The 23,933-nt window shown below is 37.7% G+C and carries 27 protein-coding genes and 1 other annotated feature; of the genes, 25 read left to right on the forward strand and 2 right to left on the reverse strand.

Going from position 1 to position 23,933, the window contains the following annotated elements; all coding sequences use genetic code 11:
- Positions 1 to 293 precede the first annotated feature (293 nt).
- Both HMPREF9013_RS05275 and HMPREF9013_RS05280 read right to left on the reverse strand, forming a co-directional pair.
- A complete protein-coding gene (locus HMPREF9013_RS05275) occupies positions 294 to 941 on the reverse strand; it encodes a hypothetical protein (RefSeq protein ID WP_006627345.1) in 648 nt (215 codons plus the stop codon).
- Between the two features lie 135 nt (positions 942 to 1,076).
- Positions 1,077 to 1,349 (reverse strand): hypothetical protein, encoded by a 273-nt coding sequence (locus tag HMPREF9013_RS05280; protein WP_050772089.1) that lies wholly within the window; start codon positions 1,347 to 1,349, stop codon positions 1,077 to 1,079.
- A 171-nt stretch (positions 1,350 to 1,520) separates the two neighbouring features.
- Between HMPREF9013_RS05280 and hprK the strand changes: the two genes are divergently transcribed.
- The 25 genes from hprK (at position 1,521) to HMPREF9013_RS05405 (ending at position 23,764) form a co-directional block, all read left to right on the forward strand.
- The gene (gene hprK, locus HMPREF9013_RS05285) at positions 1,521 to 2,462 is read left to right on the forward strand and encodes an HPr(Ser) kinase/phosphatase (protein WP_006627347.1); all 942 of its coding nucleotides are present in this window, start codon (positions 1,521 to 1,523) and stop codon (positions 2,460 to 2,462) included.
- Entirely contained in the window at positions 2,459 to 3,805 is a 1,347-nt protein-coding gene (locus tag HMPREF9013_RS05290) for a prolipoprotein diacylglyceryl transferase family protein (protein WP_006627348.1), read from the forward strand. Before hprK ends, HMPREF9013_RS05290 begins: the two co-directional genes overlap by 4 nt.
- Before the next feature lie 36 nt (positions 3,806 to 3,841).
- Positions 3,842 to 4,705, forward strand: a complete 864-nt coding sequence (gene rapZ, locus HMPREF9013_RS05295) for an RNase adapter RapZ (protein WP_006627349.1) — start codon at positions 3,842 to 3,844, stop codon at positions 4,703 to 4,705.
- On the forward strand, positions 4,698 to 5,639 hold the full coding sequence (locus tag HMPREF9013_RS05300; protein ID WP_006627350.1) for a gluconeogenesis factor YvcK family protein: 942 nt from the start codon (positions 4,698 to 4,700) through the stop codon (positions 5,637 to 5,639). The genes rapZ and HMPREF9013_RS05300 overlap by 8 nt, the downstream gene beginning before the upstream one ends.
- A complete protein-coding gene (whiA, locus tag HMPREF9013_RS05305; protein WP_006627351.1) occupies positions 5,640 to 6,566 on the forward strand; it encodes a DNA-binding protein WhiA in 927 nt (308 codons plus the stop codon).
- 188 nt (positions 6,567 to 6,754) lie between these two features.
- Positions 6,755 to 7,672, forward strand: coding sequence for a GNAT family N-acetyltransferase (locus HMPREF9013_RS05310; protein WP_006627352.1), 918 nt, complete (start codon positions 6,755 to 6,757; stop codon positions 7,670 to 7,672).
- 98 nt (positions 7,673 to 7,770) lie between these two features.
- Positions 7,771 to 8,790 carry a type I glyceraldehyde-3-phosphate dehydrogenase gene (gene gap, locus HMPREF9013_RS05315; RefSeq protein ID WP_006627353.1) on the forward strand — a complete coding sequence of 340 codons (1,020 nt, stop codon included), beginning with the start codon at positions 7,771 to 7,773 and terminating at the stop codon, positions 8,788 to 8,790.
- Positions 8,791 to 8,874: 84 nt separating this feature from the next.
- Positions 8,875 to 10,932: a fibronectin type III domain-containing protein gene (locus tag HMPREF9013_RS05320; protein ID WP_006627354.1), complete on the forward strand. Its 2,058-nt coding sequence runs from the start codon at positions 8,875 to 8,877 to the stop codon at positions 10,930 to 10,932.
- Positions 10,932 to 11,117, forward strand: a complete 186-nt coding sequence (locus HMPREF9013_RS05325) for a DUF4339 domain-containing protein (protein ID WP_006627355.1) — start codon at positions 10,932 to 10,934, stop codon at positions 11,115 to 11,117. Before HMPREF9013_RS05320 ends, HMPREF9013_RS05325 begins: the two co-directional genes overlap by 1 nt.
- 68 nt (positions 11,118 to 11,185) lie before the next feature.
- Complete coding sequence (gene cysS, locus HMPREF9013_RS05330) at positions 11,186 to 12,517, forward strand: cysteine--tRNA ligase (RefSeq protein WP_006627356.1); 1,332 nt, start codon at positions 11,186 to 11,188, stop codon at positions 12,515 to 12,517.
- Positions 12,517 to 12,891, forward strand: a complete 375-nt coding sequence (locus HMPREF9013_RS05335; protein ID WP_006627357.1) for a Mini-ribonuclease 3 — start codon at positions 12,517 to 12,519, stop codon at positions 12,889 to 12,891. Before cysS ends, HMPREF9013_RS05335 begins: the two co-directional genes overlap by 1 nt.
- Positions 12,892 to 12,901: 10 nt before the next feature.
- Positions 12,902 to 13,615, forward strand: coding sequence for a 23S rRNA (guanosine(2251)-2'-O)-methyltransferase RlmB (gene rlmB / locus HMPREF9013_RS05340; RefSeq protein WP_006627358.1), 714 nt, complete (start codon positions 12,902 to 12,904; stop codon positions 13,613 to 13,615).
- Between the two features lie 9 nt (positions 13,616 to 13,624).
- The gene (locus HMPREF9013_RS05345) at positions 13,625 to 14,221 is read left to right on the forward strand and encodes a sigma-70 family RNA polymerase sigma factor (RefSeq protein WP_006627359.1); all 597 of its coding nucleotides are present in this window, start codon (positions 13,625 to 13,627) and stop codon (positions 14,219 to 14,221) included.
- A 61-nt stretch (positions 14,222 to 14,282) separates the two neighbouring features.
- Complete coding sequence (gene rpmG / locus HMPREF9013_RS05350; RefSeq protein WP_006627360.1) at positions 14,283 to 14,435, forward strand: 50S ribosomal protein L33; 153 nt, start codon at positions 14,283 to 14,285, stop codon at positions 14,433 to 14,435.
- Positions 14,436 to 14,445: 10 nt separating this feature from the next.
- The gene (locus HMPREF9013_RS05355; RefSeq protein ID WP_006627361.1) at positions 14,446 to 14,733 is read left to right on the forward strand and encodes a preprotein translocase subunit SecE; all 288 of its coding nucleotides are present in this window, start codon (positions 14,446 to 14,448) and stop codon (positions 14,731 to 14,733) included.
- Between the two features lie 4 nt (positions 14,734 to 14,737).
- The gene (gene nusG, locus HMPREF9013_RS05360) at positions 14,738 to 15,328 is read left to right on the forward strand and encodes a transcription termination/antitermination protein NusG (RefSeq protein ID WP_006627362.1); all 591 of its coding nucleotides are present in this window, start codon (positions 14,738 to 14,740) and stop codon (positions 15,326 to 15,328) included.
- A 9-nt stretch (positions 15,329 to 15,337) separates the two neighbouring features.
- Complete coding sequence (locus tag HMPREF9013_RS05365) at positions 15,338 to 15,772, forward strand: DUF5684 domain-containing protein (protein ID WP_006627363.1); 435 nt, start codon at positions 15,338 to 15,340, stop codon at positions 15,770 to 15,772.
- A 62-nt stretch (positions 15,773 to 15,834) separates the two neighbouring features.
- Positions 15,835 to 19,035 (forward strand): InlB B-repeat-containing protein, encoded by a 3,201-nt coding sequence (locus HMPREF9013_RS05370; protein WP_006627364.1) that lies wholly within the window; start codon positions 15,835 to 15,837, stop codon positions 19,033 to 19,035.
- 139 nt (positions 19,036 to 19,174) lie between these two features.
- Positions 19,175 to 19,600 carry a 50S ribosomal protein L11 gene (gene rplK / locus HMPREF9013_RS05375; protein WP_006627365.1) on the forward strand — a complete coding sequence of 142 codons (426 nt, stop codon included), beginning with the start codon at positions 19,175 to 19,177 and terminating at the stop codon, positions 19,598 to 19,600.
- Entirely contained in the window at positions 19,600 to 20,277 is a 678-nt protein-coding gene (gene rplA, locus HMPREF9013_RS05380) for a 50S ribosomal protein L1 (RefSeq protein WP_006627366.1), read from the forward strand. Before rplK ends, rplA begins: the two co-directional genes overlap by 1 nt.
- 169 nt (positions 20,278 to 20,446) lie before the next feature.
- Positions 20,447 to 20,911 carry an IS200/IS605 family transposase gene (gene tnpA, locus HMPREF9013_RS05385; protein WP_006627367.1) on the forward strand — a complete coding sequence of 155 codons (465 nt, stop codon included), beginning with the start codon at positions 20,447 to 20,449 and terminating at the stop codon, positions 20,909 to 20,911.
- A 172-nt stretch (positions 20,912 to 21,083) separates the two neighbouring features.
- Complete coding sequence (locus tag HMPREF9013_RS05390) at positions 21,084 to 21,953, forward strand: zinc ribbon domain-containing protein (RefSeq protein WP_006627368.1); 870 nt, start codon at positions 21,084 to 21,086, stop codon at positions 21,951 to 21,953.
- Between the two features lie 30 nt (positions 21,954 to 21,983).
- Positions 21,984 to 22,109, forward strand: a sequence feature (ribosomal protein L10 leader region).
- Positions 22,110 to 22,139: 30 nt separating this feature from the next.
- Positions 22,140 to 22,685 carry a 50S ribosomal protein L10 gene (gene rplJ / locus HMPREF9013_RS05395; RefSeq protein WP_006627369.1) on the forward strand — a complete coding sequence of 182 codons (546 nt, stop codon included), beginning with the start codon at positions 22,140 to 22,142 and terminating at the stop codon, positions 22,683 to 22,685.
- A 15-nt stretch (positions 22,686 to 22,700) separates the two neighbouring features.
- On the forward strand, positions 22,701 to 23,075 hold the full coding sequence (gene rplL / locus HMPREF9013_RS05400) for a 50S ribosomal protein L7/L12 (RefSeq protein ID WP_006627370.1): 375 nt from the start codon (positions 22,701 to 22,703) through the stop codon (positions 23,073 to 23,075).
- Between the two features lie 95 nt (positions 23,076 to 23,170).
- On the forward strand, positions 23,171 to 23,764 hold the full coding sequence (locus tag HMPREF9013_RS05405) for a class I SAM-dependent methyltransferase (RefSeq protein WP_006627371.1): 594 nt from the start codon (positions 23,171 to 23,173) through the stop codon (positions 23,762 to 23,764).
- Positions 23,765 to 23,933 lie beyond the last annotated feature (169 nt).

Here is a 23,933-nt window from a genome sequence, read left to right on the forward strand (position 1 = left end):
GGAGAATTTAAAGAAAGCAAAGACACCAAGGACATCAGATGATCATCAAGGGATGATGTATGGTGGATTGTTGATGAGTTCTATTATGAGTATGTTGGGTATTGTTATCATGAAGAGAAGAGAAATGGAATAATTCATTTCAGAAGTAAAAGAGCAGTACATTTGATGTGTACCGCTCTTTTTTGTGCTGGATTGTGGATGGGGTCGATTAGTAAAGACTTCGTCAAACAGAATCAGGCATTTAATATTTAGGATATACTGATTAATTGAAATAGTAGTGGTTAGTAGGGTGTTTACGAAATTTTTCGGATGTTAAATTGCTTGAGGTTTCCTTTTTCTTCAAAGGTAACGTAATAAGTTGTGTTTTTATCAAAATGAAATAAAAATTCTTTTCTAAAATCTTCAGTGCCAACAGGGACTTTTCTGAAAAAAAGTTGCGTAAATTTACAAAATTCCACCCTATGTTTTCCGGGAGTGATGAGGATCTTTTCAAAAAATTGTAATGTGTTTTTGGATTTTCCGAGAGGCTTTTTATCAATTGAGAGAAAACGAATTCCTTCTTTTGCGGTTAAGTGAGTCTTTTGTTCTAATTTGAGGATGGCATATCCGGGATGGTTTTTGGCCCACCGGATTTTGTAGATAAAAGCAAAAATACAAAGAGGACCAAATATGATGAAAAGAATGAGTAAGAGCTTGCCTAAGAACATGTATAAATCAGTGGATTTTGATGACGTAGAGGAAGGCAAGAAAATAGGGGCAAAGAGAAAGAGATATATTCCGACTAAGCATAATGGTACTAATAGAATAATCCATAATTTTTTTTGACGACTAATGTGCCAATAGGATGACTTCAGGCCTGGATGCACAAAGGCCATGATAGGTAAAAGCATGAAAATAAAATACAGCATTACAAGTGTCTTTATAGGTGTCTCAAATATCATCTTTTTCTCCTAAATAAAAATTTACATTGGAACAAACGACCCATTTGTTCCATCTATACGTATATAAAAACCGAACATCCTATTTTAATGATGATGTAGGGGCCTTATTCAGATTAATATGAAACTTTCTTTTTATCAAACGGTTGTGTTTCGAAAGGTTATATAGGTGAATAAAGATAGATTTTTTGTCTTTTCTATTTTTGCGGATTCTTTATTTTCCACAGCGTTTGAAGATGTTCGTTTTTTACTAAATATTATTTGTGTCGCCTCTACTATAATTCCACAAGCATATAGGTCTTTTTCTTTTGTAATCTTTTTGACAAATACTATTTTTTCTTGCAGTTCTATCATTTGCATAAGACTTGATGCAGACCATACTCGACAAAAATCATTTTCATCACAAAGCATCTGATGTGATAATAACTCAATTTCTTTTGATGAGCCTACTCAACTAAAAGCGAGTATAAGTTTACGACGGAGAATGCTATTATTTACAGATAAAATATAGGGAAATAGCTAGCTGGGTTATTCGGTTTTTATTCTAGAAAGACAATGGTATAATACTGACTAGGAGTTTATATGCCCAATAAAAAAAATGTAACTATTCAGGAAATCATCAATTTTTTTCATTTTACTCAAGTGACAGGAGATGAAAAAGCGTTGCAAAATTTCACCAAAGATAATGATATTAATCGTCCGGGTTTTGAGTTAATGGGTAATTTCAGGGACTCGGTCCCCTCCCGGTTGGTGTTAATCGGAAATAAAGAAACTCGTTATATTAATAATATGCCTGAGGATATTCAAGAGAAGAGATTTCGTCAACTGTTGGAGTATTATAGTGCCGCTATTATTGTGACTCACGATAATCCCGTCCCAAAGATTATGAAGAGATTAGCACAAGAGTTGAATTTCCCTATTTTAAGTACGCCTTTAGAGACTCAACAAGTGACAGCAGAGTTGATTTCGTTTTTGGATGAACAATTGGCAGAAGAAGATACTAAACATGGAGTCTTGGTTTCCGTAGACGGCGTTGGTGTTTTGATTATGGGAGCCAGCGGTATGGGAAAATCGGAAACAGCACTAGAATTAATTCATCATGGACATATTTTGATTGCGGACGATCGAGTGGATATTTGCCATATTCATAATGATTTATATGGAAGAGCGCCAGAAATATTGAAGGGATTATTAGAAATTCGTGGTATTGGTATCATTGATGTTGAAAAAATGTTTGGTGTTTCAGCGATTCGTCATCGTTCAAAAATTGATTTGGTCATTGACTTAGTGCCTTTCGATAGCCAAGCGGAATATGATCGGATTGGCGGCGAAGATTTGGAACATATGGAAATATTGGGCGTTTCTGTTCCAAAACTAACATTACCGATTAGTGCCGGGAGAAGTTTGTCGGTATTAGTGGAAACCGCTGTTAGACATTATATGTTAGTGAAAACAGGGAATGCCGGTGCTAAAATTATTGAAAAAAGATTTATGGTATTAGCGGGTAAGGAGGAAGTATTATGAAATTTTTCCCTGATTCTATGACTTTGTTGAGCGTGGGGAGTTTTACGTTACCTTTTTATGCCGTTGGCGTTTTAGTCGGTGTTTCATTGGCGGTTTGGATTGCGTATCATGAAGCTATGAAGAAAGGAATTCGTATAGAATTCAATTTAGAAATTGTGGTGGTTGCTGTTTTAGGAGCCATCTTGGTTTCAAGATTTTTTTGGGTCATAGAAAATTTAGATGAATATTTAAAATACTTGCCCTATGTTTTTGCTTTGAATGATGGGGGATTTTCAATTGTCGGCGGCTTGTTTGGCGTGTCCATATTTACTGGCCTTTATGCGAAAGAAAGACGTCTATCTTCTCTTCAAGTGTTGGATTTTATAGCACCTTTATATGCAGGAACAACGGTCATTATACGAATTGCTCGAGCCGTGGAAAGAAGTAGCGTTTGGTTTGCGATTTTCTTGGATATAGTGGGCATTTTTACAATCTGGTATTTATTCCGACCTTATCGTCATGGTTTTAAGCGAGGTCAATCTTTTGCGTTAACATTTATTTGGCTTGGTTTAAGTACCTTGGCTTCAACGGTCTTTAAATGGGATCCAAATCTGAAATCTCAATTCTTGTTAGAAGTGATCACCGAGGGAATCGGTCTTGCTTTATTGTATTGGATCTATCAGCGTCGACCTGAACGACCGCTTCTGCTCTTTGATTTAGATGGAACCATCATGGATAGTCGAAGAATGGTGTTATATTGTTATGCGTATTTGTTTAAGAAATATAGTAGTTTAAAGAACTTTACAATGGAGAAACAAGAAGAGGTTTTTGGGGCTTCTTTGAAAGAAGAAATCGAACGCTTTTTCCCTAATCAAGATGCGAATGCTTTAGTGCAAGAATATCGGCAATATCAGCGTTCTTTCTCTTGGTCAAAAGAAGTATCGTTATTTCCGGAAACGCAAGAGACTTTGGAATATCTTTGGGAACAAGGATATACGATCGGTTTGGTGTCTTCTCGTTTGACAGAGAGTTGTGAATCGTGGTTGAAACAACTTCATTTGGATCATTGTTTTTCCGTGGTTGTTGGTCGTGATCAGGTTAAAAATCCAAAACCGTCTCCGGAAGGGATTTATTTTGCTTGTCAAAGATTGAAAGCCAGTCATTCTAATGCGGTATACATTGGTGATAATGTGACGGATATTCAAGCGGCTAAGAAAGCGGGTGTTTTTGCGATTGGGTTTAATACGGAACAAAGGAAATTAGCTCAGTTAAAGAAAGAAAAACCGAATGTCATCATTCATCAATTAGATGAATTGAAAGAAGTTTTAAAGGCGGATCACGCTTGGACTTATGACAAAATGTAAAAGCCTGTTTGGGCTTTTTTTGGAAAGGATGGGGCGATGAAAAATAAATCAGTCATTTTGGTGAGTGGTATGAGTGGAGCCGGAAAGAGTTCTGTCACCCGTATTTTAGAAGATATGGGATATCACATTATTGATAATTATCCTGTTCAGTTGATGAGCTTTTTGGTGGATATGATTGAATCCAGCATTGATCCTCGCTATGAGCGGGTGGCTTTAAGCACGACAGCTCAAGATTTCCCAACTTTTTTGCGTTTATTTCGGGGATCGGATATTCGACTTCAGACGTTATTTTTAGATGCTCAAGATTCGATTCTACTAAAACGATATAAAAGCACAAGACGCATTCATCCTTTGTTGTTATCAAATAGTGTGAACACATTAGAAGAAGCCATTTCTGTTGAAAGGCAAAGTTTTCAACAATATATGAGTCAGGATGTGATTGTGATTGATACTTCTTTTACAACGGAAAAGGAATTGCGAGCCAAACTGGAAAAGTATTTTTTAACTTCTAAGAAACAAGGCTTTTCGATTTCTTTTATTTCATTTGGTTATAAATATGGTTTGCCTATGGATGCTGATTTGGTCTTTGATGTTCGCTTCTTACCAAACCCTTTTTGGGAAGTTTCTTTACGTGGTTTTAGCGGTAACGATGAATCGGTCTATGCCTATGTGATGGAAAAAGAGGAAACGAAGGAGTTTTTGCGATATTTAACCACTTATTGTGACTACGTATTTGAAAAGTATCGAGAAGAAGGAAAGAATCATTTGACGGTTGGCATTGGTTGTACGGGTGGTCAGCATCGTTCAGTAACGATAACGAACTATCTATTTGATTTATACAAAAAGAAATACCATTGTTATAAAGAACACCGTGATGAGAAAGAGTGGTTTCATGAATAAAAAGAAAATAGTGGTCATTGGTGGTGGCCATGGGCAAGCTACTATTTGTCGCGGTTTGAAGGAATTAGAAAATATTGAATTAACAGCTATTGTGACGGTGGCTGATGATGGTGGCAGTACCGGGCGTTTGCGAAAACAATTCCATATTCCAGCCATGGGAGATATTCGAAATGTGATGATAGCGATGTCAAAAAGGGAATCTCTAATGCGTGGGTTAATGGAATATCGATTTGAGGATTCGGATGGAACGGAGATGGATATTGCCGGTCATAACCTGGGAAATTTAATTTTAACAGCTCTAACTCAACAAAGTGGGAATTTTCTGGAAGCGATTCAACAAGTGGCTGAGGTATTGAATGTCCAAGGAAAAATTATTCCTGCCACAACAGAAGTAATCTCCTTATTTGCCAGAATGGAAGATGGAGTGGTGGTCAAAGGGGAAGCGAACATTCCGACATTGGATAATCACATTGTAGAAGTGTTTTATGATCAAAATGTACAAGCTACGCCACAAGCGATTGAGGCCATTATGAAGGCCGATGTAGTGATTTATGGAATTGGTTCTGTATATACCAGTATTTTGCCCAATGTCATCATTCCGAAAGTGAGGGAAGCTTTGAAGAATACCAAAGCTAAGAAAATCTACATTTGTAATGCGATGAGTCAACCGGGGGAAACGGACGGCTATTGCTTAGAAGATCATGTACAAGCTTTGTTGTCGCATGGGGCAAAGGTGGATGTTGTGATTGGTTCGAAGGATATCATTCCGTCCACCATTTTAGAATCGTATATTCGAAATGGAAGTCATCCGATACAAGTGTCGGAGTTAAAACATGCCTATCGTTTGATCATGGAACCTTTATTGACGTTTGAAAATGGATTGATTCGTCATGATCCGAAAAAGATAGCTGAAGTGATAGAAAGAGAGGCCTAGATGTCCTTTGCGACAGAGGTAAAAGCGGAAGTGGCTGCTAAAAAAATGGAAGAAAAAGATGGACGGGCTTGTTTATCGTCCCTTTTGCAGTTATGTTCTTCTTTGGTTTTATCGAATGGTGAACTTCACTTAGTCGTTTCAACTGAAAATGCGGCTGTGGCTCGTATGATTGTTCGTTTGATTAAAGAAATATATCAAGCACAGGTGGAATTGTTTATTAAGAGGAAGATGAATTTAAAGAAGAATATGGTGTATGGACTACGTGTTCATACTCAAGCTAAGCTTTTATTGGAGGATCTAGGACTTTGGAGTAGTCGTGGGTTGTTGGAAAAACCGTTGGCGAAAATGGTATCGACCACCTCACAGATTCGGGCATATCTGGCCGGGTGTTTTTTGGCTTCGGGATCAATCAATCATCCGGAAAAGTCAAGTTATCATTTGGAAATTAGCACTAATAGTCAAACTCATGCGGAATTTGTACAAGCGCAAATGAAAAAGTTTTACATCCATGCTAAAATGATCCATCGAAGAAATAAGTGGGTGGTTTATGTGAAAACAGCAGAAAAGATAGCGGATTTTTTGCGATTGATAGAAGCTGATGAAGCGGTTATGAATTATGAAAATATTCGTTTATCAAGAGATTTTAGTAATTCCATCACTCGTTTGAATAACATGGATGTGGCGAATGAGGTGAAAAGCCAAAATGCGGCCATGAAACAATTGGAAGATATTCATCTTTTAGAACAAAGAGGTATAATGGTAGACCAAAAATTGGCGGATGTGATTCGCTTGCGCAAGAAATATCCGGAAAGCTCTTTAGCGGAATTATGTTTATTGTATGAACAAGAAACGGGAATAGCCATTTCAAAGTCGGGAATGAAGCATCGTTTTGTAAAAATTCGTGAGCTTGTTCAGAATCATCTTTGAAAAGTGGAGAAAAGGTTGTTTATGAAGGATGGAATACCACTTGAAAGGATTCTGTGATGGGGTTTTAATTCTAATCGCATACAGCCTTATTTCAAGTAGTGCTATTATTTATCATCAGAATTTTCAACTAAGAACGCAAACGGTATTTTATCCGTTATACTTGTATTGAGTAAAAAGAGGTAATGAAAATGGTCCAAAGAGCTCTTCCATCCCAAGCAGGAGAAATTAAACAATTATGGAAACTTTGTTTTAAACCGGTAGATTCTCGATATACGGAGTATTATTTTAAGCATCTGTTTCGACCGGAACATTGTTATGTGATAGTTGTCGATGGAAAAGTGGTGAGTTCTTTAATAAGAGCGCCACATAACTTGGTTTTGCATGGTCAGGTGTTAAGGACATCTATGATTTTGGGTGTTTGTACCCATCCAAACCATCGTCATCGCGGCTATATGAAACAATTGATGAAGATTACTCTCGATGCTTGTGAACATTCGGAGTTGATTACATTGATTCAAGCTGATCGTCCAAAGCTATATGCGATATATGGATTTGAGATGGTGTATCGTCGTTTGGCCTTTCGTATACAAGCTAAAGACTTACCAAGGACAAATGGATTTGGTCTGAATTATAATCCGGAAGCGTTAGATTTATTAAAAGTATATTCGGTGTTTATCCGTCGTTTTAATGGGTTTTATGCTCGTGATTTAATTTATTTTGTGAAGTATCGTAAAGAAATCATTGCCCAAGGTGGAAAAATCGTAGCTTATTATGATGGCAAAGATCAAATTCAAGGGTATGCGTCTTTATTGCCAAATGGAAAGAAACAGTTGCGTATTGAGGAAATGGTGTATTTAGATGCAAATAGTTTGATTAAACTAATGAATGCGGCGGCTAAGGAAAATCCAAATCTGATTTTGGAAGTTAGTGAAGCGGAAGATTTAAGTGTGGCTTTTCCCAAAGCCAAAAAAGCGATTTATGATTCAACGATGGTACGTTTGAATCATCCGATTTTATTTTCAAAATTGTATGGTCATAAGGTGGAAACGGTCCAAGAAGCCTTTGGTTTAGATGATCGCCCATTAAATTTAAATGAATTTGCTTAAAAGGCCAAAATGTAAGGGCTTTTATAACGGTTCGTAATTGACTGTTTATAATGGGGATACTACAATAAAAGTGCTAAAAGGAGGTCTTTAGAAGACATATGACAGATGTAAAAGTTGCTATTAACGGTTTTGGCCGTATCGGTCGTCTTGCTTTTAGACAAATGTTCGTGGCTGAAGGGTATGAGGTTGTTGCTATCAACGATTTAACAACTCCTTCGATGTTAGCTTATTTGTTGAAGCATGATACCACCCATGGTAATTGGAACCATGACATTAGTTCTGATGACGAAAAAGGAACCATTACTGTTGATGGAAAAGAGATTACAATTTATAAAGAAGCGGACGCTTCGAATTTGCCTTGGGGTCAATTGGACATTGATGTTGTCTTGGAGTGTACCGGTTTTTACACCAGCAAGGAAAAAGCTTCTGCTCATATCAAAGCAGGTGCTAAGAAAGTTGTCATCTCCGCTCCTGCAGGAAATGACTTGCCAACCATTGTTTATTCTGTAAATGAACATACGTTAACAGCTGAAGATAAGATCATCTCCGCCGCTTCTTGTACAACCAATTGCTTAGCTCCTATGGCTAAGACATTGAACGATTTATATCCAATTCAAACCGGTATCATGTGTACAGTTCACGCTTACACTGGTGACCAAATGACATTGGATGGTCCTCAACGTAAGGGCAATAAGCGTCGTTCTCGTGCTGCTGCTTGCAATATTGTTCCAAACTCTACCGGTGCTGCTAAGGCTATCGGCTTGGTTATTCCTGAATTAAAAGGTAAGTTGATTGGTGCTGCACAACGTGTTCCTGTTCCTACAGGATCTTCTACATTATTGTTCTCGGTTGTCAAAGGCAAAGATGTGACGGCGGAAGCTATTAACAAGGCGATGAAAGCCGCTTCTTCAGATTCCTTTGGATATAATGAGGAAGAGATTGTTTCTTCTGATATCGTGGATGATACACACGGTTCTATCTTTGATGCGACACAAACAATGGTTACGAAGGTTGATGAGGATACATACGAAGTACAAACAGTAGCTTGGTATGATAATGAAAATTCTTATACATCTCAAATGGTAAGAACCATCAAATACTTCGCAAACGTTAAGTAGTTAAAGTAAGCTCACTTCGGTGAGCTTTTTATTTCCTTGAATTGAAAACTAATCGCCTATAAAATAATAAGTGCGGAGGATTTCATGATTAATAAATTTCCAAATAAATTAAGAGATTTGCGTAAATCATTGGGTTATGCCCAAGGTGAAATGGCGAGTCGTTTAGACATATCTGTGAAAGATTATATGAATTGGGAAAACGGAAACAGTCTTCCTGCTTTTTCGCAGATTCAAAAAATGGCCATTCTTTTTAACATACCCGTAGAATTACTCATGGATAATCGAAAAGAGATTAGTCAGGATTTATTAGATACATTAAGTAAGAGTGTCATCATTCCTAGTTTTGTACAGGCAAAGAAAGAGGCGTCACAAACAGCAACGATGGATCTGGCGTCTAAAGTTCAGTCTGTGGATGCTTTTGAGGAAACAAAGGTGATGTCTACCATTCAAGATAATCAACACAAAAAGGAAATCAAGGAAGAAGTTGAAAAACGGAAGAAGATTAGTCGCAAAGCCATTTGGATTGGAAGTGGAGTGACTGCTTCGGTGATCCTTTTGGTTGTGTTGATTAGTTTGTTTTTCAACCGCAAGAATACGTTAGCCATCAGTGATATGAATCGGTTGGCATTGGGAAAACATTTTTCAATGTATATTGAAGATAATGGCAATGTCAAGATTCGTGGGAATTTGAGCCATAAGAATGCTTTTGAAAATTTGGTTCAAGTTAGTGCTTATGGCGATCATGCGGTTGGCTTGAAGAAAGATGGAACGGTCGTTAGTAATGAAAGCAATGATGATGTTTCTAAGATGAAATCAATTCAGATGATTGCGGCCGGTCATGATCATATCTTAGCTTTGAAGAAAGATGGAACGGTTGTTTGTTCGGGAAATGACAATGCGTGTGCGGTTTCTGATTGGAAGAATGTAAAGCGTGTCTATGCCGGTAAAAATGTTAGCTTTGGTGTACAAGGTGACGGGAAGGTCTTAGTGGCTGGTGATGGTTCTGAAGTGAAGGGGATGAGTGGTGTTCAAAGTATTCGTGCCAATGATCAAATGATTGTGATCGTTCGAACAGAAGGTCGTGTTCAAGTGATTGCCAAAGGCAAAAAAGAAGTTCCGAATGGAAGCCATTTATCCGGAGTGAAGGATGTTGCTTTGACTCAAGATGGCATTTTCGCTATTGATCAGAATCATAAGATTCAATGGTCTTTGGTCAATGAAGAAAAGACTTCTTTTGATAAGGTGACTTTGGCTCGCTGGCAAAACATCCGCTTCATAGCGGGACAGGGAGATACTTTGGTCGGCATTGATCAAAACGGCAGAATGACAGGTATTGGTAATAATAGTTCCAATCAATACGAAAATACAGCTCCCTTGGCTGAACCACAAGCTAAAAAATTAGGGCAAGTGAAAAATATTAAATTTACTGAAACGACCGCTAATGTAAATATCACATGGGATGCGGTTGAAAATGCGGATCGCTATCATGTGACCATTGATACTGAGCCGGCTCTTGATTTGAAAGATATTGCAAGCAACAGCACGAGTGTCCCTACAACAAAGTTAGAGTCCGGGAAGACTTATAAAGTCACGATTACAGCTTTGTCAGATAAGAAAGATCAATATGCTGAAAGTGATGTGACAACCATTAACTATACCTATAATCAAAAAGTCATTGATCTGGATTCGCCAAAAAATGTAACGAATCAAGTAACCAAAAATGGTTGGACATTCAAATGGGATAAGGTGGAACATGCGGATTATTATAAGATTGTTTATGATGGACGGGTGTTGGTTGATAAGCAATTAGAAACAACCTATCACATAGATAATGAAGGTATTCCGGAAAATTCAGAGCATACGATTGAGATTACAGCACATTCGAACCAACCGAAAGTATATCGGGATAGTGCACCAACAAAGGTTAGAGCGGTTTATACACTGAAAAAATACAACGTGACATTTGTGTTTACAAAGAACGGATCTGTCGTAGGGCGTAAATCTTATACCTTAGCGAGAGGATCGTATCCATTGGGTTCCATTATCCAAGATGGGGATATTCCGGGCGGATATCATTTGAGTAATCCGGGGCAAGAAGTGGATATTTCTAAATCGGGTGAGCAACATGTGGAGGTTAAGTAATGGATAAAATTTGGTATTATTTAAATCACATAACAAAAGAAAAAGCGGGTCCTTATACAGATGAAGAATTGATTAAGCTGTTGAATCAAGGCGTTGTGGATGTGGATGATTATATCTGGATGAAGGATTTCGAAAATTGGTTAAAGGTGGAAGATTCTATCTATTCCATTTATATTGGTGAATAAGGCTGGAAATCCAGCCTTTTCTATGCGGTATTTGATATAATAGGACAAGAAAATGAGGAACAAGGTGTATGAAACTATACAATACAAAAACGTTGGAAATAGAAGAATTTAAACCGAGAAAAGAGGGGGAAGTCAGCCTTTATGTTTGTGGACCAACTGTCTATAATTATGCACATATTGGAAATGCACGACCAATGGTGGTTTTTGATGTTTTGAAAAGAGTGTTTGAGGCTATAGGGCTAAAAGTGAACTATGTGTCAAATTACACGGACGTAGATGATAAAATCATTCATAAAGCTCTTGAAGAGGGGGTTAGTGAGGAAGAAATTGCCAATCGTTATATTCAAGCGTATGAAGATTTGCGAAAACAATTGAATATTGAACAACCTGATCATTGCCCAAGAGTCACACATACTATGGACAGTATTATTTCTTTTATCAAAGGGCTACAGGATCAAGGACATGCTTATGAAGTAAATGGAGATGTGTATTTTTCGGTGGATTCTGTTTCGGAATATGGTTCTTTATCTCATCAAAATTTAGAAGAACTGGATGCGGGTAATCGGATTGCTGAAAATGAACAAAAGAAAAATCCGTTGGATTTCACGTTGTGGAAAAAGACAGATAAAGGTATCCAATGGGAGTCTCCATGGGGAAAAGGACGCCCTGGATGGCATACGGAATGCGTGGTTATGATTAATGAAAATTTAGGTCAAACCATTGACATTCATGGTGGCGGATTGGATTTAAAATTTCCTCATCATGAAAATGAAGCGGCGCAACAAAGAGCTATGTTTGGACATGAATTAGCGGATCATTGGATGCATAACGCCATGGTGAATATTGATGGGGAAAAGATGTCGAAATCTTTGGGAAATACCTTATGGGCGATGGATGTGACGAAAGAATTAGGAACTAATTTAACGCGTTGGTTGATCAGTTCGGTTCATTATCGTAAAGAATTGAATTTTTCTGATGAAACGATTCAAGCAGCCAAAACGGAATTGGAAAAAATCTTAATGGCTGTTCATAACGCCACTTTAAAAGTTAAATTTGCGGATGTGGAATGGAATTTTTCGGTGGATACACCTTCTTTTGATAGATTTATCAAACAAATGGAAAATGATTTGAATACCCCCAATGCGTATACGGTGATTTTTGAAACTGTCAAGGAATTAAATGCGTCTATTCGACAAAAGGAACCGGATTATACTAGAATCATGGGTTTGGTGAATAGCATAGAAAAAATGATGGATGTGTTGGGCATAAAATTGGAAAAAGTAGTCGTTTCTAAGGAAGATAAACAGATTTATCAAGCGTGGCTGGCCGCAAAGAAAGAAAGAAATTTTGATCAAGCGGATCAATATAGGAATATTCTTCAAGAAAAGGGGTTAATCTAGTGGATTTATCCTCGTATTCCGGTCGTACTTTAGCTTTCTTGGGAGATGCTGTTTGGAGCTTGGAGGTGCGTAATAGTTTGTTGATGGATGGACAAGGGCAAGGAAAAATCTTGCAGAAAAAGAGTATTTCATATGTGAGTGCTAAGGCACAAGCTCAGTTTTATGAACAGTTGCATCAAGAAGGATTCTTTAGTGAAGAAGAAGAAAACTGGTATCGCTTGGGTAGAAATAATCATGGTGGATCCACTCCAAAGAACACGGATGTGCAGACTTACCGTATGTCGACCGGTTTTGAAGCTATTTTAGGCGCACTTTATTTACTGGGAAATGAGACTCGAATAAGACAAATTTGGGACAAAGTTAGGACTTTTTAGGAGATAGAATATGGCAGAATGGATTTACGGGAAAAATGTTGTGAAGCAAAGTATAGAAGAAGGAATGGTATTAAAATTAATTCTTCAAAGGAAAGAAGACCCGCTGTTCGTTCTTGCCCAAGAAAAACAGATTCCGGTTGAAATATTAGATCGACATAAAATGACTTCTTTGGTGAAAAGCGATCGTCATCAAGGGGTGGCAGCACAAATTCGGAATTATACAATATACAGTGTGGAAGAAATCGTAACCTCAATTCCAAAGGGAAAAGATGGATTGATTGTGATGTTGGATGGTATCGTAGATCCTCATAATTTAGGGGCAATCCTCAGGACTTGCGATGCTGTTGGAGCGGATGGAGTGATTTTTAAAAAAGATCGATCCGTTGGTTTGAATGCGACTGTTGCGAAAGTGAGTGTTGGTGCGATTCAAACGGTTAAATGTGCTTCGGTGACTAATTTGAGTCAAACGATTGAGTGGTTAAAGAAAAGAGGATACTGGGTGGTGGGAACCGCCATGGAAGGAAAGGACTATCGCTCTTTAAAGTATGATTATCCAACCGTCTTGGTCATCGGTAATGAGGGGAAGGGGATTTCTTCATTGGTAATGAAACATTGTGATTATCGGGTTCATTTGCCGATGGTCGGTAAGATTTCTTCTTTGAACGCTTCCGTATCCACGGGGATTTTACTGTACGAGATTTACAACAAACGTTTCCCTCTATAGGAGGAGAGTATGTCTATTTATGAAAACCCTTATGAATTGATTTATATGAGTCGCATGGGAGATGAGTATGCCCAGACGACTCTTTTTCTTCAATATGAGGGTCTATTGAACGCGTTGGTGAATCAAACACTTTTAGCTTATCCAACGGTGCGTCGTTATCGTGATGATATTCTACAAGAGGCTAGAATTTCTCTATTTCAAGCGATCAATCAGTATCAGGAAAGTAAGAGTGCTAGTTTTAAAACGTTTGTCTGTTTGGTAGTCAAACGAAGAATTTGGAATGTGGTTCGTGATATTTTAGTAGAATATCAGCATAAAGGTTTTGACTCGATTTCTTTGGATGACCAAGAAGTGAATTATTACGAAATTTTGGAACAAAATAACCGGTTGGCAGAACCGGAATATTACATGCAATATCAAAATGCGGCGAATCGTTTACAAGAAGAAATCGGTCTTTTGGACGAGGAAGAAAGGGATATTTTATCTTGCTGGATGGCGAGTGAAAGTTATCAAGAGGCTTCAAAACGATTGGGCTTATCTAAGAAACAATACGATGGTCGATTGCAAAGGGTGAAAAGGAAAATCAAACAAGCGTTGTATGAATAAGTGCGTTGACGATCCCTTAAGGGATATGCTAAAGTAAGTTAGATTAGGAGTACTTTTCGTCGTGGTAAAAAAGGATAAGATTACATTGATTTGTAGTGAATGCAATTCTAGAAACTATACAACCAATCGAACTAAGAATTTGAATAAACGCTTGGAATTGAAAAAGTATTGTCCGAAGTGTGGGAAAACCACCATCCACAAGGAAACGAAGTAGGAGGCCCTGTATGTTTGGTAAAAATAGAATTTTTGGTAACAAAAAAGAATCTGCGAAATTAGCGAAGAAACAAGTTAGGAAGAAGGCTGTTGTAAAGGATCACTGGTTTACATTCAGTGGTATCCGTAAGGAAGCGGTTCGTGTTCGTTGGCCTAAGTGGAAAGCCACCAGCAATGAGCCGGGTATATTTAGAAACACAGAGGAAGTATTGCTGTTTACGATTTTCTTCTCATTGTTTTTTGTTCTATGTGATTTCTCGATTGCTTTCTTATTGAAGTTTGTTGGAATTGGAGGATAAGCAAATGAGCGAAATGGATGAAAAGATAGTGAAAGCGACGGATGATGAAAATGAAGTGCGCTGGTATGTAGTGAATACGTATGCCGGGCATGAAAATCGTGTTAAAGATAACCTTGAAAAACGGTTAGAAACGATGGGAATTCAAGAGTCGCTATTCCGTATTTTTGTGGCGGAAGAAGAAGAAATTGTGATTAAAAAGAACAATAAATCAGAAGTGAAGAAAGTGAATATGTTCCCGGGTTATATTTTTGTTCAAATGAAAATGACCGATCAGGCTTGGTATGTGGTTCGTAATACACCGGGTGTCACTGGATTTATCGGTTCTTCCGGTGGTGGGGCGAAGCCTTTCCCTGTTTCGGAAGATGAGATGGAATCTATTCTACGTCGAATGGGCCATGGAGATCAAAAGGTTGTGGTGGATTTCCAAGTTGGAGATAACGTGAAGATCTTGACCGGACCTTTTGCTAATATGATTGGTCGTATTTCTGCTATGAATGATCAAACGCAGATTGCGACGGTCATGACTTTATTGTTTGGTCGTGAAACACCAAATGAAATTAGTTATGGTGATTTGCAAAAATTAGAAGAAGAATAGGAGTAAGGTATGTCAGAAGAATTGTCTTCTATTATCACCACTTACGCAATTTGGGGCGTGATTTGGTATGTTCTACAGAGTTATGGACATTTATTATTATTTAAAAAAGCGGGAGTGAATGCGTTGACCGCCTTTATTCCTTTTTATCGGGAATTTAGAATGTTCCAATTGACTTGGAAGGATAAAAAAGTGGCTTTGATTTGGGCGGTTTGCATGTTGGGTCTTCCTCTTTGGTGGATTGGAAGTTTTATAAAAGTTCAGGTGATGGCTTGGCTTGGCTTTTGTGCCTTCATAGTTGCGTTAATATTAGCCGTTATCCGTTCTTTCCATGAAGTAAAAGCATTTAATAAGGGATACGGCTTGGCTATTGGAATTATATTTTTAGCACCGGTTGTGAATATTGTATTAGGTAGATCGGATGCTGATTATCAAGGGGCTAAGTAAAGGATGAGAAATCATCCTTTTACATTACTAATTCGATATTTAAAAAAATTAGGAGAGATGATATGAGAAAAATTCAAAAGATGGGGACTTTGTTATTGACTTTTGTCATGCTTTTAGGAATAGGAGCTTCAAATATAAGTGTTTTTGCGGAAACGATGGAAAAAACGGGTTTCGAAAACAAAACAGGAAGTACTTCCAATGAAGCTGAATTTTATGCTAAGGAAAAGACGGATCAAGGGATAACCATAACGATTCGTGCTGATAAAGGCGTTTTCCCAAAAGGGACAACGGTTAAGGTAAAAGATGTAGCGAAGAAAAATATTCAAACCATTATTTCAAACACTATGGGCGACGTCAAAGATGTAGCAGCGGTGGACATTACTTTTTACAATAAAGGAAAAGAGATTGAGCCAACAGGAAATGTAGAAGTCCGTTTTGTGTCTTCAAGAAAGATAGAGGGAGATAAGCACAAGGTTGTCCATATCAAAGATGATAAAAAAGTGGAAGAAATGGGTTTTTCCGATTCTAAAAATGCTTCATTTACAGCGACGAGTTTTTCTATTTATGCGATTGTCGGAACGGAAAAATCGAACGAACCGGTCAGAAAGTATGAATTTTATTCTAAGAATAAATTAGTGGATACACAAATTCTGAAAAATGGAGAAAAATTAGTCGAACCGTCTATTCCTGATTCAAAAGGAAATGTTTTTTTGAATTGGATAAAGGAAGATGGCAGTAAATTTGATGCTTTTGGAACGGTGAATGATATCAGCAAGAAAGAAACGGTTAAGGTATACGCTAAATACAAAAAAGAAGTGGCTGTGACATTTTATAATGCACACGGTGAAAAAATTGCCATAAAAGTAGGGGAAAAGGGAGAAAAGATTAGAACTGATGATATTTCTTTTGAATTATCGGTCGGGAAATATATTCATGGTTGGTGTAAAACTCCTAATGGAACAGAATCTGTCGGTAAAGAAATCAGCTTAGGAGATCAAGATGTGTCCTTATATCCGTTGATTAATGGTGGGAAATGGCTCTTTTTCAATGGAAATGAGGGTGATGGGAATTCTGTGAATGAACCATTAGAACCTCAATTTGTCAGAGAAGGTCATCACCCTAAATCTTTTATTCCGGAAAGACGAGGCTATGAATTTTCCGGATGGTATGAAGATAAGGAATGCACAAAGGCATTTGATTTTAATAAAAATATCACTGAGAATAAGGAAGTTTTTGCGAAGTGGATTGCGAAAGAATCCAGTTATACGATAAAAATTTGGCAGCAAAAATGTGTGGATGGAAAATTTATTGAAGATCATTATGTGATGAGGGATGTGAAGATTGTGAAGGCTATGTCGGATAGTTCGATCACAAAGGATAACGCAGAGACAGAAGCTAGAAACTACGTTGCGGAATTGATGAGAAAAGGTAATAGAGACAGTTACAATGATTATTATCATTTTGATTTCAACTCTGACAAAACAAGTATTGAAAACAATAAGGTAAGAGGAGATGGCAGCTCTGTTGTCAATATCTATTATGATTTACATTCATATACGATTAAATTTCATAAGAAAAATACAGCATGGCCTGAAACGGCTTTAGATGAAAGTAAATTTACGGCACAAATGATTGTTGATGGAAAACCGTATGATAAGGATTTTTACTTGGTTGAAAATTACCATGTTGGTGAGAAGATAGAAAATAAAAGACCGGATGTTAAAGCAATTGCCAAGGAAGGTGTCAGTGATAAAGCTATACGGACAGGTTGGGTGAATAGAAATGAAGGCGGAGGAATTGTTAACTTTATAACCTATAATGATAATAGCCTTTCCTATGTCAAGCCAAATTTATTAGTTAGAGAAAATGTTCCGGGGTTTGAAACTATAAATTTTTATCCGGTATTCCCTAAAAAATTAGTAAAAGTGACCGTATTTGATTATGTGGAAACCATGGAAAAAGGGATCTATGAGGAAAATAAGAAAGAATTGCCGGGCAGTCCATCCATTTCATTTAGTGCCAGTAGGATGATAGGCTTTACGAGAGTTCCTTTAGATGAAGCGTTTTCTAAGAAAATAAAGGTTAAAAGAACTGACGGGCATATAGAAGAGATAACTCTTCCTGATAAGAAAACCCAGAAAGCTAACTATACTTTCTATAACATTCATAATAGAAATACTTATGAGTTAACGTTTTTCAACAAAAGTGTTGTTGAAAAATCCTATAGAGGCGATCATGCCATTCCGTATAACGCTACTATTGAGGATAAGATCTATACGCCTAAAAAGCCGCTCGACTTAAGTGATTTTTATACGTTTAAAGGTTGGGCTAACAGAAAAGGTGAAATTTACGATTTGGAAAAGATTAAGAAAATGCCTAGTAGTAATCTATTTCTTTATGCTCAATGGGAAATCAAAAAGGTGAATGTTCGTTTTGATAGCAATGGGGGAACGGCAGTGGCTTCTCAAACTATCAATGCGCTGGAAAAGGTTAAAAAACCTCAAAATCCTATCAGAGCCGGCTTTCAATTTGCGGGTTGGGCATTGCCAAATGGATCTCCGTTCAATTTTTCAAAAGGGGTTACCACAGATATGCAGTTAATCGCAAGATGGGTAGATAAAAAATCCATTGTTGTGAAATACAATGCGAAAGAGGGAGGTCAAGCTCCTATTGATCATAGTAGATATGTAGATGTTTCCAATGTCAAGGTATTAGGAGCTCCGAAAGTTTTACCAAGAAATAAATTTTTTAAAGGTTGGGAGCTTGATGGAGTGGTGTATTATCCTGGACAATTCTGTTTGTTGAAATCAAAGTTAGCTACAAGGCTAGCTGATGGGAAGTACGAAATCACTTTAAATGCAGTGTATACTGATGCAACAGAAAAGACCAAGCTCATATATCATGCGAACTTTGGAAGCAATAGGACAGTGGAAAAAGAATATATCAATAATAGCGATATTCGAGTTTGGAGTGCTCAAAAACTGGGCTTTAACAGAGAGGGATATGAATTCATGGGGTGGAATACCCGAAAAGACGGCAGTGGAATCTCTTACGGAATTCGTGATGAAATTAGAGTGGATAATAATCGACCACTTCCTAATGAATTATTTGCTCAATGGAAGAAAAAGCAGATTTCAAACAGGAGAAATTCACTTCCAAAAACAGCGGATGGTCATCATTTGTCTTTATATGTTTGGACGATGTTGGTTTCAGCAATAGCGATGGTCCTTATTGGATATGGCCGTAAAGAATATGGGCAGTGAAGGGACCTGCATTAAGAATTTTTATTGACTTAAAGAGGTAGTTCGTGTAGAGTGAATAAGCACATTTATGTGCACGTGCGTGGGAGAAGAGCAATACTTCGTTTACCACAGCATGTGGAAAGATATAGGAGGAAACCACATGGCAAAGAAAAAAATTGCAAAGGTAGCTAAGCTACAATTCCCGGCTGGTGGGGCAAAACCAGGACCGGCATTAGCGTCTGCCGGCATTAATATGCCACAATTCTGTACGCAATTTAATGATGCGACAAAGGATCGTCATGGTGACATTGTTCCAGTTATTATTACAGCGTATGAAGATAAGTCTTTTACTTTTGTTATTAAGACGACTCCTGCAGCTAACTTATTGAAGAAGGCTGCCGGTATTCAAAAGGCTTCAGGAACACCGAAGACCGTTAAGGCAGGTAAGATTACAGAAGCTCAACTTCGTGAAATTGCGGAATATAAGCTACCTGACTTAAATGCGAATGATGTTGAATCGGCAATGAAGATTGTTGCAGGTACCGCTCGCAACATGGGTATTGAAATTGAAGGAGGATCGTACTAATGGCAGGAAAAAACTATAAGAGTTCTTTTGAAAAGGTAGATCACTCTAAGCTATATGACTATAAAGAGGCTTTGGCTTTAGCTAAATCATTAAGTACAACTAAGTTTGATTCTTCTGTTGAAGCAAGCTTTGTATTGAATGTTGATCCTCGTCAAGCGGAACAAAATATTCGTGGGGCAATGGTTTTGCCAAACGGTACTGGTAAGACACAAAAGGTTCTTGTGATCACACAAGGGGCTAAGGAAGAAGAAGCTAAGGCGGCTGGCGCTGATTTTGTTGGTGGTAAAGACATGATTGATGAAATTAGTCGTGGGTGGTTTGGCTTTGATATTATTGTCGCTACACCAGATATGATGGGTCAATTGGGTAAGTTGGGTAAGGTATTAGGTCCTAAGGGATTGATGCCGAATCCTAAGACCGGTACAGTGACCATGGATGTTACGAAGGCAATTGATGAAATCAAGAAGGGTAAGGTTGAATACCGTGTTGATCGTGATGGGAACATCAACGTATTGGTTGGTAAGACCTCTTTCTCGGAAGAACAATTGGCTGAAAACTATAAGGCTTTATACGATGTTATCGTGAAAGCTCGTCCTAATACGGTTAAGGGGACTTATTTGAAGAGTGTGACGGTTTCTACAACCATGGGGCCTGGAATCAAGGTAAGTGTTGACTAAAAAAGAAGAGAAAGTAAAATCTCTTCTTTTTATTATAGGAAACGAAGTTTCCTATAAAAACCATACGCTAAGCGTATGAGAAGGGAAAAGCTTAAGCGATGAAAAAAGCCTCCGTATATAATTGAATAAGGCTGACAACCGAAATTCAAAATATAAGGAGGAGATATCAATGGCGACAAAGCCAAATGACGATTCAAGTTTATCACATACGAGATGGAACTGTAAGTATCATATTGTGTTCATACCAAAGTATAGAAGAAAGGCAATTTATGGAAAATTAAGAGCAGATATAGGAGGGATATTGAGACAGTTGTGTGCATATAAAGATGTAGAAATTATAGAAGCACATGCAATGAGAGATCATATACATATGTTGGTAAAGATACCACCAAAGATAGCAGTATCAAGTTTCATGGGGTACTTGAAAGGCAAATCATCGTTGATGATATTTGAAAAACATGCAAATTTAAAATATAAATATGGCAATCGAAACTTTTGGGCGAAGGGTTACTATGTAAGTACGGTAGGACTGAATACGAAGGTAGTAGAAGAATATATCCGAAATCAAGAAAAAGAAGATATGATACAGGATAATCTAAGTAAAAAAGAATATGTAGACCCTTTTAAAGGGTAAGCCATAGTGTGCAAACACGGTTGTCAGTCTTTTACACAAGACCCTTAAGGGTCGAAGTGTGGTAAAGGCCCTTATAGGGTAGCCTAAAAACCGCACGTTATACGTGCGGATTGTTATTTTTATAAAATCCATATATGATATATGATAGATGTGTAATAGGAGGGAAAATTACATGAATTGTAAGAAATGTGGAGCAGAATTGGCAGAAAACGCCAAGTTTTGTACAGAATGCGGAACATCAGTGGCAATGGCTGCGGATACTGTTCCTACAGAAGAAGTAAAAGAAGAAGTAAAGCAAGAAACTGAAGAAGTGAAAGCGGAAACAACAGAGACAAAAGAAGAAGCGAAAGAAGAGTCTGTTGAAAAAGTGGAAGAAGTCAAGATGGCAGCGCAAGAAGAAACGGCTAAAGTCGAAAAGGCAGAAGAGATCAAAACGGAACCTACTCCTATGATGACTTCTAAACCTAAGCAGGGCTTCCAATTAGATAAGAAGTTTGTTCCATGGATCGCTGCAGTGGTTGTTGTTGCTGTGGCTTTGGTGGTTTACTTTGGTTTTTTCTCAAAGTCAAATTCAAAGGCGTATGCGACTTGTACGATGTCGGTTAAGCAAAAGGGTGCTAATGTCAATGCTATAACGGAAATTTATGGTAAAGCAGATGATAAAGTGGATCAGATAAAGTTTGATGTCAATGTTGGCGTTCCGATTCCGGAAGGGCAAAACATTGGAGATGCTCAGATGCTAGGTGTACAAAGTGCTTTGTCTCAAGCTGAAAAAGAAATAGCGAAGGTTCCTGGCTTCGATCAAGTTGAACTTAATGCGAAGAAAGATGGCAAAAACATCAATATGAAAATGAAATTCCGCATTCAATATTCTAAGCTTGACCTCACTAAGTTAAATAGCTCTAAAGGTTCTATTTTAGGTGGTAAATTAGGTGCTGCGAGTGGTTTGAATGAAAGATCCATTAAGGCATTCAAGAGTTTGACGAATAAACAAGTCGTTGATCAAGTTAAAGCACAAGGATTTAGTTGTAAAGTAAACTAATATTTGACAAATAAAACTGATTTCATTATTATATTTACGTTATCAATACCATAGACAGTAACGGCTTTAGAAGCTTAAAAAAGTTACCGAGGTAGATGAAAGTAAATTTATTCTTTCCCCTCGCCAGTCTATCAGCGAGGGTTTTATATCTATAGCGGATTGGTAACTAGATAGGAAGGCGAAGAAATGAATCAAACAGTATTAGAATCTAAGCAAAGCATCGTTTCTGAGATCCAAGAAAAGTTGACTAAGTCTTCATCCTCCGTTATTGCGGAATACCGCGGACTTTCTGTTGAAGAAGTAACTGAGTTACGTCGTAAGTTACGTGCAGAGGGTATTGAGTTCAAGGTGTATAAGAACACATTGGCGTCTCGTGCTGCTGAAGCGGCTGGGTTTGCTGACTTGAATGATTACCTGACCGGTCCTAACGCTATTGCCTTTGCGGAAGATGAAACGTCGGCAGCTAGAGTCTTAGCTAAGTTTGCGAAAGATCATAAGGCCTTAGTTCTTAAGGGCGGTATTGTTGAGGGGGCTGTTGTAACTCCTGAAACCATTAAGGAATTATCAGCATTACCAAACAGAGAAGGCATGTTATCTATGTTGTTATCTGTATTAAATGCTCCGGTATCTGGATTTGCTCGTGTGGTCAATGCGGTGGCTGAAGCGAAATCAACTGGTGTTCCGGTAACTGAAGAAGTAAAAGAAGAAGCCGCAGTGGAAGCGGCTGCCTAGTAGGAGGAAAATAAAATGGCAAAGTTAACACAAGAAGAAATTTTATCTTATTTAGATGAAGCGACTATTTTAGAATTAAATGAATTAGTAAAAGCAATTGAAGAAAAGTATGGCGTTAGTGCTGCTGCTCCTGTTGCTGTTGCTGCGGGTGCTGGCGAAGCGGCTGCCGATGCTGCTCCGGCTAATGTAACGGTTACATTAACCAATGTCGGAGAAACAAAGGTTGCTGTTATCAAGGTTGTACGTGAAATTACTGGCTTGGGCTTAGTAGATGCTAAGAAGTTGGTAGATGGCGCTCCGGCTGAATTGAAGAAGGATATTCCTGCTGAAGAAGCTGAAGAAATCAAGAAGAAGTTAATGGAAGCTGGCGCTACAGTTGATATTAAGTAATTCTAAGTCAATGAAATAAAAGGGCGTTTGGCCCTTTTTTATGTTGTCTTTGTTGAAAAAACAAGAGGAATTCTTTACTATTAAGACAATTAAATATGGAAAATAAACATTATTTTAGCAATAACGAAGATTTGCTTTCAAAGCCCATAGAATATCAATATACCATCCGAGAAAAAACCTTAACTTTTCAAAGTGATCTTGGTGTTTTTTCAAAAAACAAGTTGGATTTTGGTAGTCATGTTTTGATTCAAACTCTATTGCAGGAAGACTTATCTGGAAAAGGTTTGGATATGGGTTGTGGTGTTGGAGCTATCGGGATTTCGATATTGGCCGAACATAAGAAGGTTGAAATGGATATGGTTGATATCAATAACCGTGCTCTACGTTTATGCCGATCAAATGTAGTGAGAAATGGATTGAAAGCGAATGTGTTTTTATCCGATGGTTTTAAGAACATCCAAGAAACATATGATTTTATTGTTAGTAATCCGCCAATTCGCCAAGGGAAAGAATTTCTATTCCGTTTTTATGAAGAGAGCAAATCTCATTTAAAAGACGGAGGATGCTTGTATATTGTGATTCGTAAACAGCAAGGAGCAGCCAGTTCTTTTAAGAAGTTGCAAGAAGTGTTTGGAAATTGTACAGTACTTGAAAAAAAATCAGGATATTGGATTTTAAAAAGTGCTTAGGAGAATAAAAACGGGTCTTGTTGTCGGCTGAATCATGGAGATTACAAAAATTGACACTTCTGAAAAGGTCGGTTGACGAAACCGAACCAATCGTATATTATAGTAAATTGCAAAAGAATCGAATTTGGGTAAGGGTGACTATACCCATTTTTGACTTATCTTTATAGCA

The sequence above is a fragment of the Bulleidia extructa W1219 genome (genome assembly GCF_000177375.1).
GTDB classification, from domain to species: Bacteria; Bacillota_I; Bacilli_A; order Erysipelotrichales; family Erysipelotrichaceae; genus Bulleidia; species Bulleidia extructa.

Coding starts and splice junctions, on each gene's coding strand:
- HMPREF9013_RS05275 (WP_006627345.1), bottom strand. CDS start 941: ATGATATTTGAGACACCTATAAAGACACTTGTAATGCTGTATTTTATT.
- HMPREF9013_RS05280 (WP_050772089.1), bottom strand. CDS start 1,349: ATGCTTTGTGATGAAAATGATTTTTGTCGAGTATGGTCTGCATCAAGT.
- hprK (WP_006627347.1), top strand. CDS start 1,521: ATGCCCAATAAAAAAAATGTAACTATTCAGGAAATCATCAATTTTTTT.
- HMPREF9013_RS05290 (WP_006627348.1), top strand. CDS start 2,459: ATGAAATTTTTCCCTGATTCTATGACTTTGTTGAGCGTGGGGAGTTTT.
- rapZ (WP_006627349.1), top strand. CDS start 3,842: ATGAAAAATAAATCAGTCATTTTGGTGAGTGGTATGAGTGGAGCCGGA.
- HMPREF9013_RS05300 (WP_006627350.1), top strand. CDS start 4,698: ATGAATAAAAAGAAAATAGTGGTCATTGGTGGTGGCCATGGGCAAGCT.
- whiA (WP_006627351.1), top strand. CDS start 5,640: ATGTCCTTTGCGACAGAGGTAAAAGCGGAAGTGGCTGCTAAAAAAATG.
- HMPREF9013_RS05310 (WP_006627352.1), top strand. CDS start 6,755: ATGGTCCAAAGAGCTCTTCCATCCCAAGCAGGAGAAATTAAACAATTA.
- gap (WP_006627353.1), top strand. CDS start 7,771: ATGACAGATGTAAAAGTTGCTATTAACGGTTTTGGCCGTATCGGTCGT.
- HMPREF9013_RS05320 (WP_006627354.1), top strand. CDS start 8,875: ATGATTAATAAATTTCCAAATAAATTAAGAGATTTGCGTAAATCATTG.
- HMPREF9013_RS05325 (WP_006627355.1), top strand. CDS start 10,932: ATGGATAAAATTTGGTATTATTTAAATCACATAACAAAAGAAAAAGCG.
- cysS (WP_006627356.1), top strand. CDS start 11,186: ATGAAACTATACAATACAAAAACGTTGGAAATAGAAGAATTTAAACCG.
- rlmB (WP_006627358.1), top strand. CDS start 12,902: ATGGCAGAATGGATTTACGGGAAAAATGTTGTGAAGCAAAGTATAGAA.
- HMPREF9013_RS05345 (WP_006627359.1), top strand. CDS start 13,625: ATGTCTATTTATGAAAACCCTTATGAATTGATTTATATGAGTCGCATG.
- HMPREF9013_RS05355 (WP_006627361.1), top strand. CDS start 14,446: ATGTTTGGTAAAAATAGAATTTTTGGTAACAAAAAAGAATCTGCGAAA.
- nusG (WP_006627362.1), top strand. CDS start 14,738: ATGAGCGAAATGGATGAAAAGATAGTGAAAGCGACGGATGATGAAAAT.
- HMPREF9013_RS05365 (WP_006627363.1), top strand. CDS start 15,338: ATGTCAGAAGAATTGTCTTCTATTATCACCACTTACGCAATTTGGGGC.
- HMPREF9013_RS05370 (WP_006627364.1), top strand. CDS start 15,835: ATGAGAAAAATTCAAAAGATGGGGACTTTGTTATTGACTTTTGTCATG.
- rplK (WP_006627365.1), top strand. CDS start 19,175: ATGGCAAAGAAAAAAATTGCAAAGGTAGCTAAGCTACAATTCCCGGCT.
- rplA (WP_006627366.1), top strand. CDS start 19,600: ATGGCAGGAAAAAACTATAAGAGTTCTTTTGAAAAGGTAGATCACTCT.
- tnpA (WP_006627367.1), top strand. CDS start 20,447: ATGGCGACAAAGCCAAATGACGATTCAAGTTTATCACATACGAGATGG.
- HMPREF9013_RS05390 (WP_006627368.1), top strand. CDS start 21,084: ATGAATTGTAAGAAATGTGGAGCAGAATTGGCAGAAAACGCCAAGTTT.
- rplJ (WP_006627369.1), top strand. CDS start 22,140: ATGAATCAAACAGTATTAGAATCTAAGCAAAGCATCGTTTCTGAGATC.
- rplL (WP_006627370.1), top strand. CDS start 22,701: ATGGCAAAGTTAACACAAGAAGAAATTTTATCTTATTTAGATGAAGCG.
- HMPREF9013_RS05405 (WP_006627371.1), top strand. CDS start 23,171: ATGGAAAATAAACATTATTTTAGCAATAACGAAGATTTGCTTTCAAAG.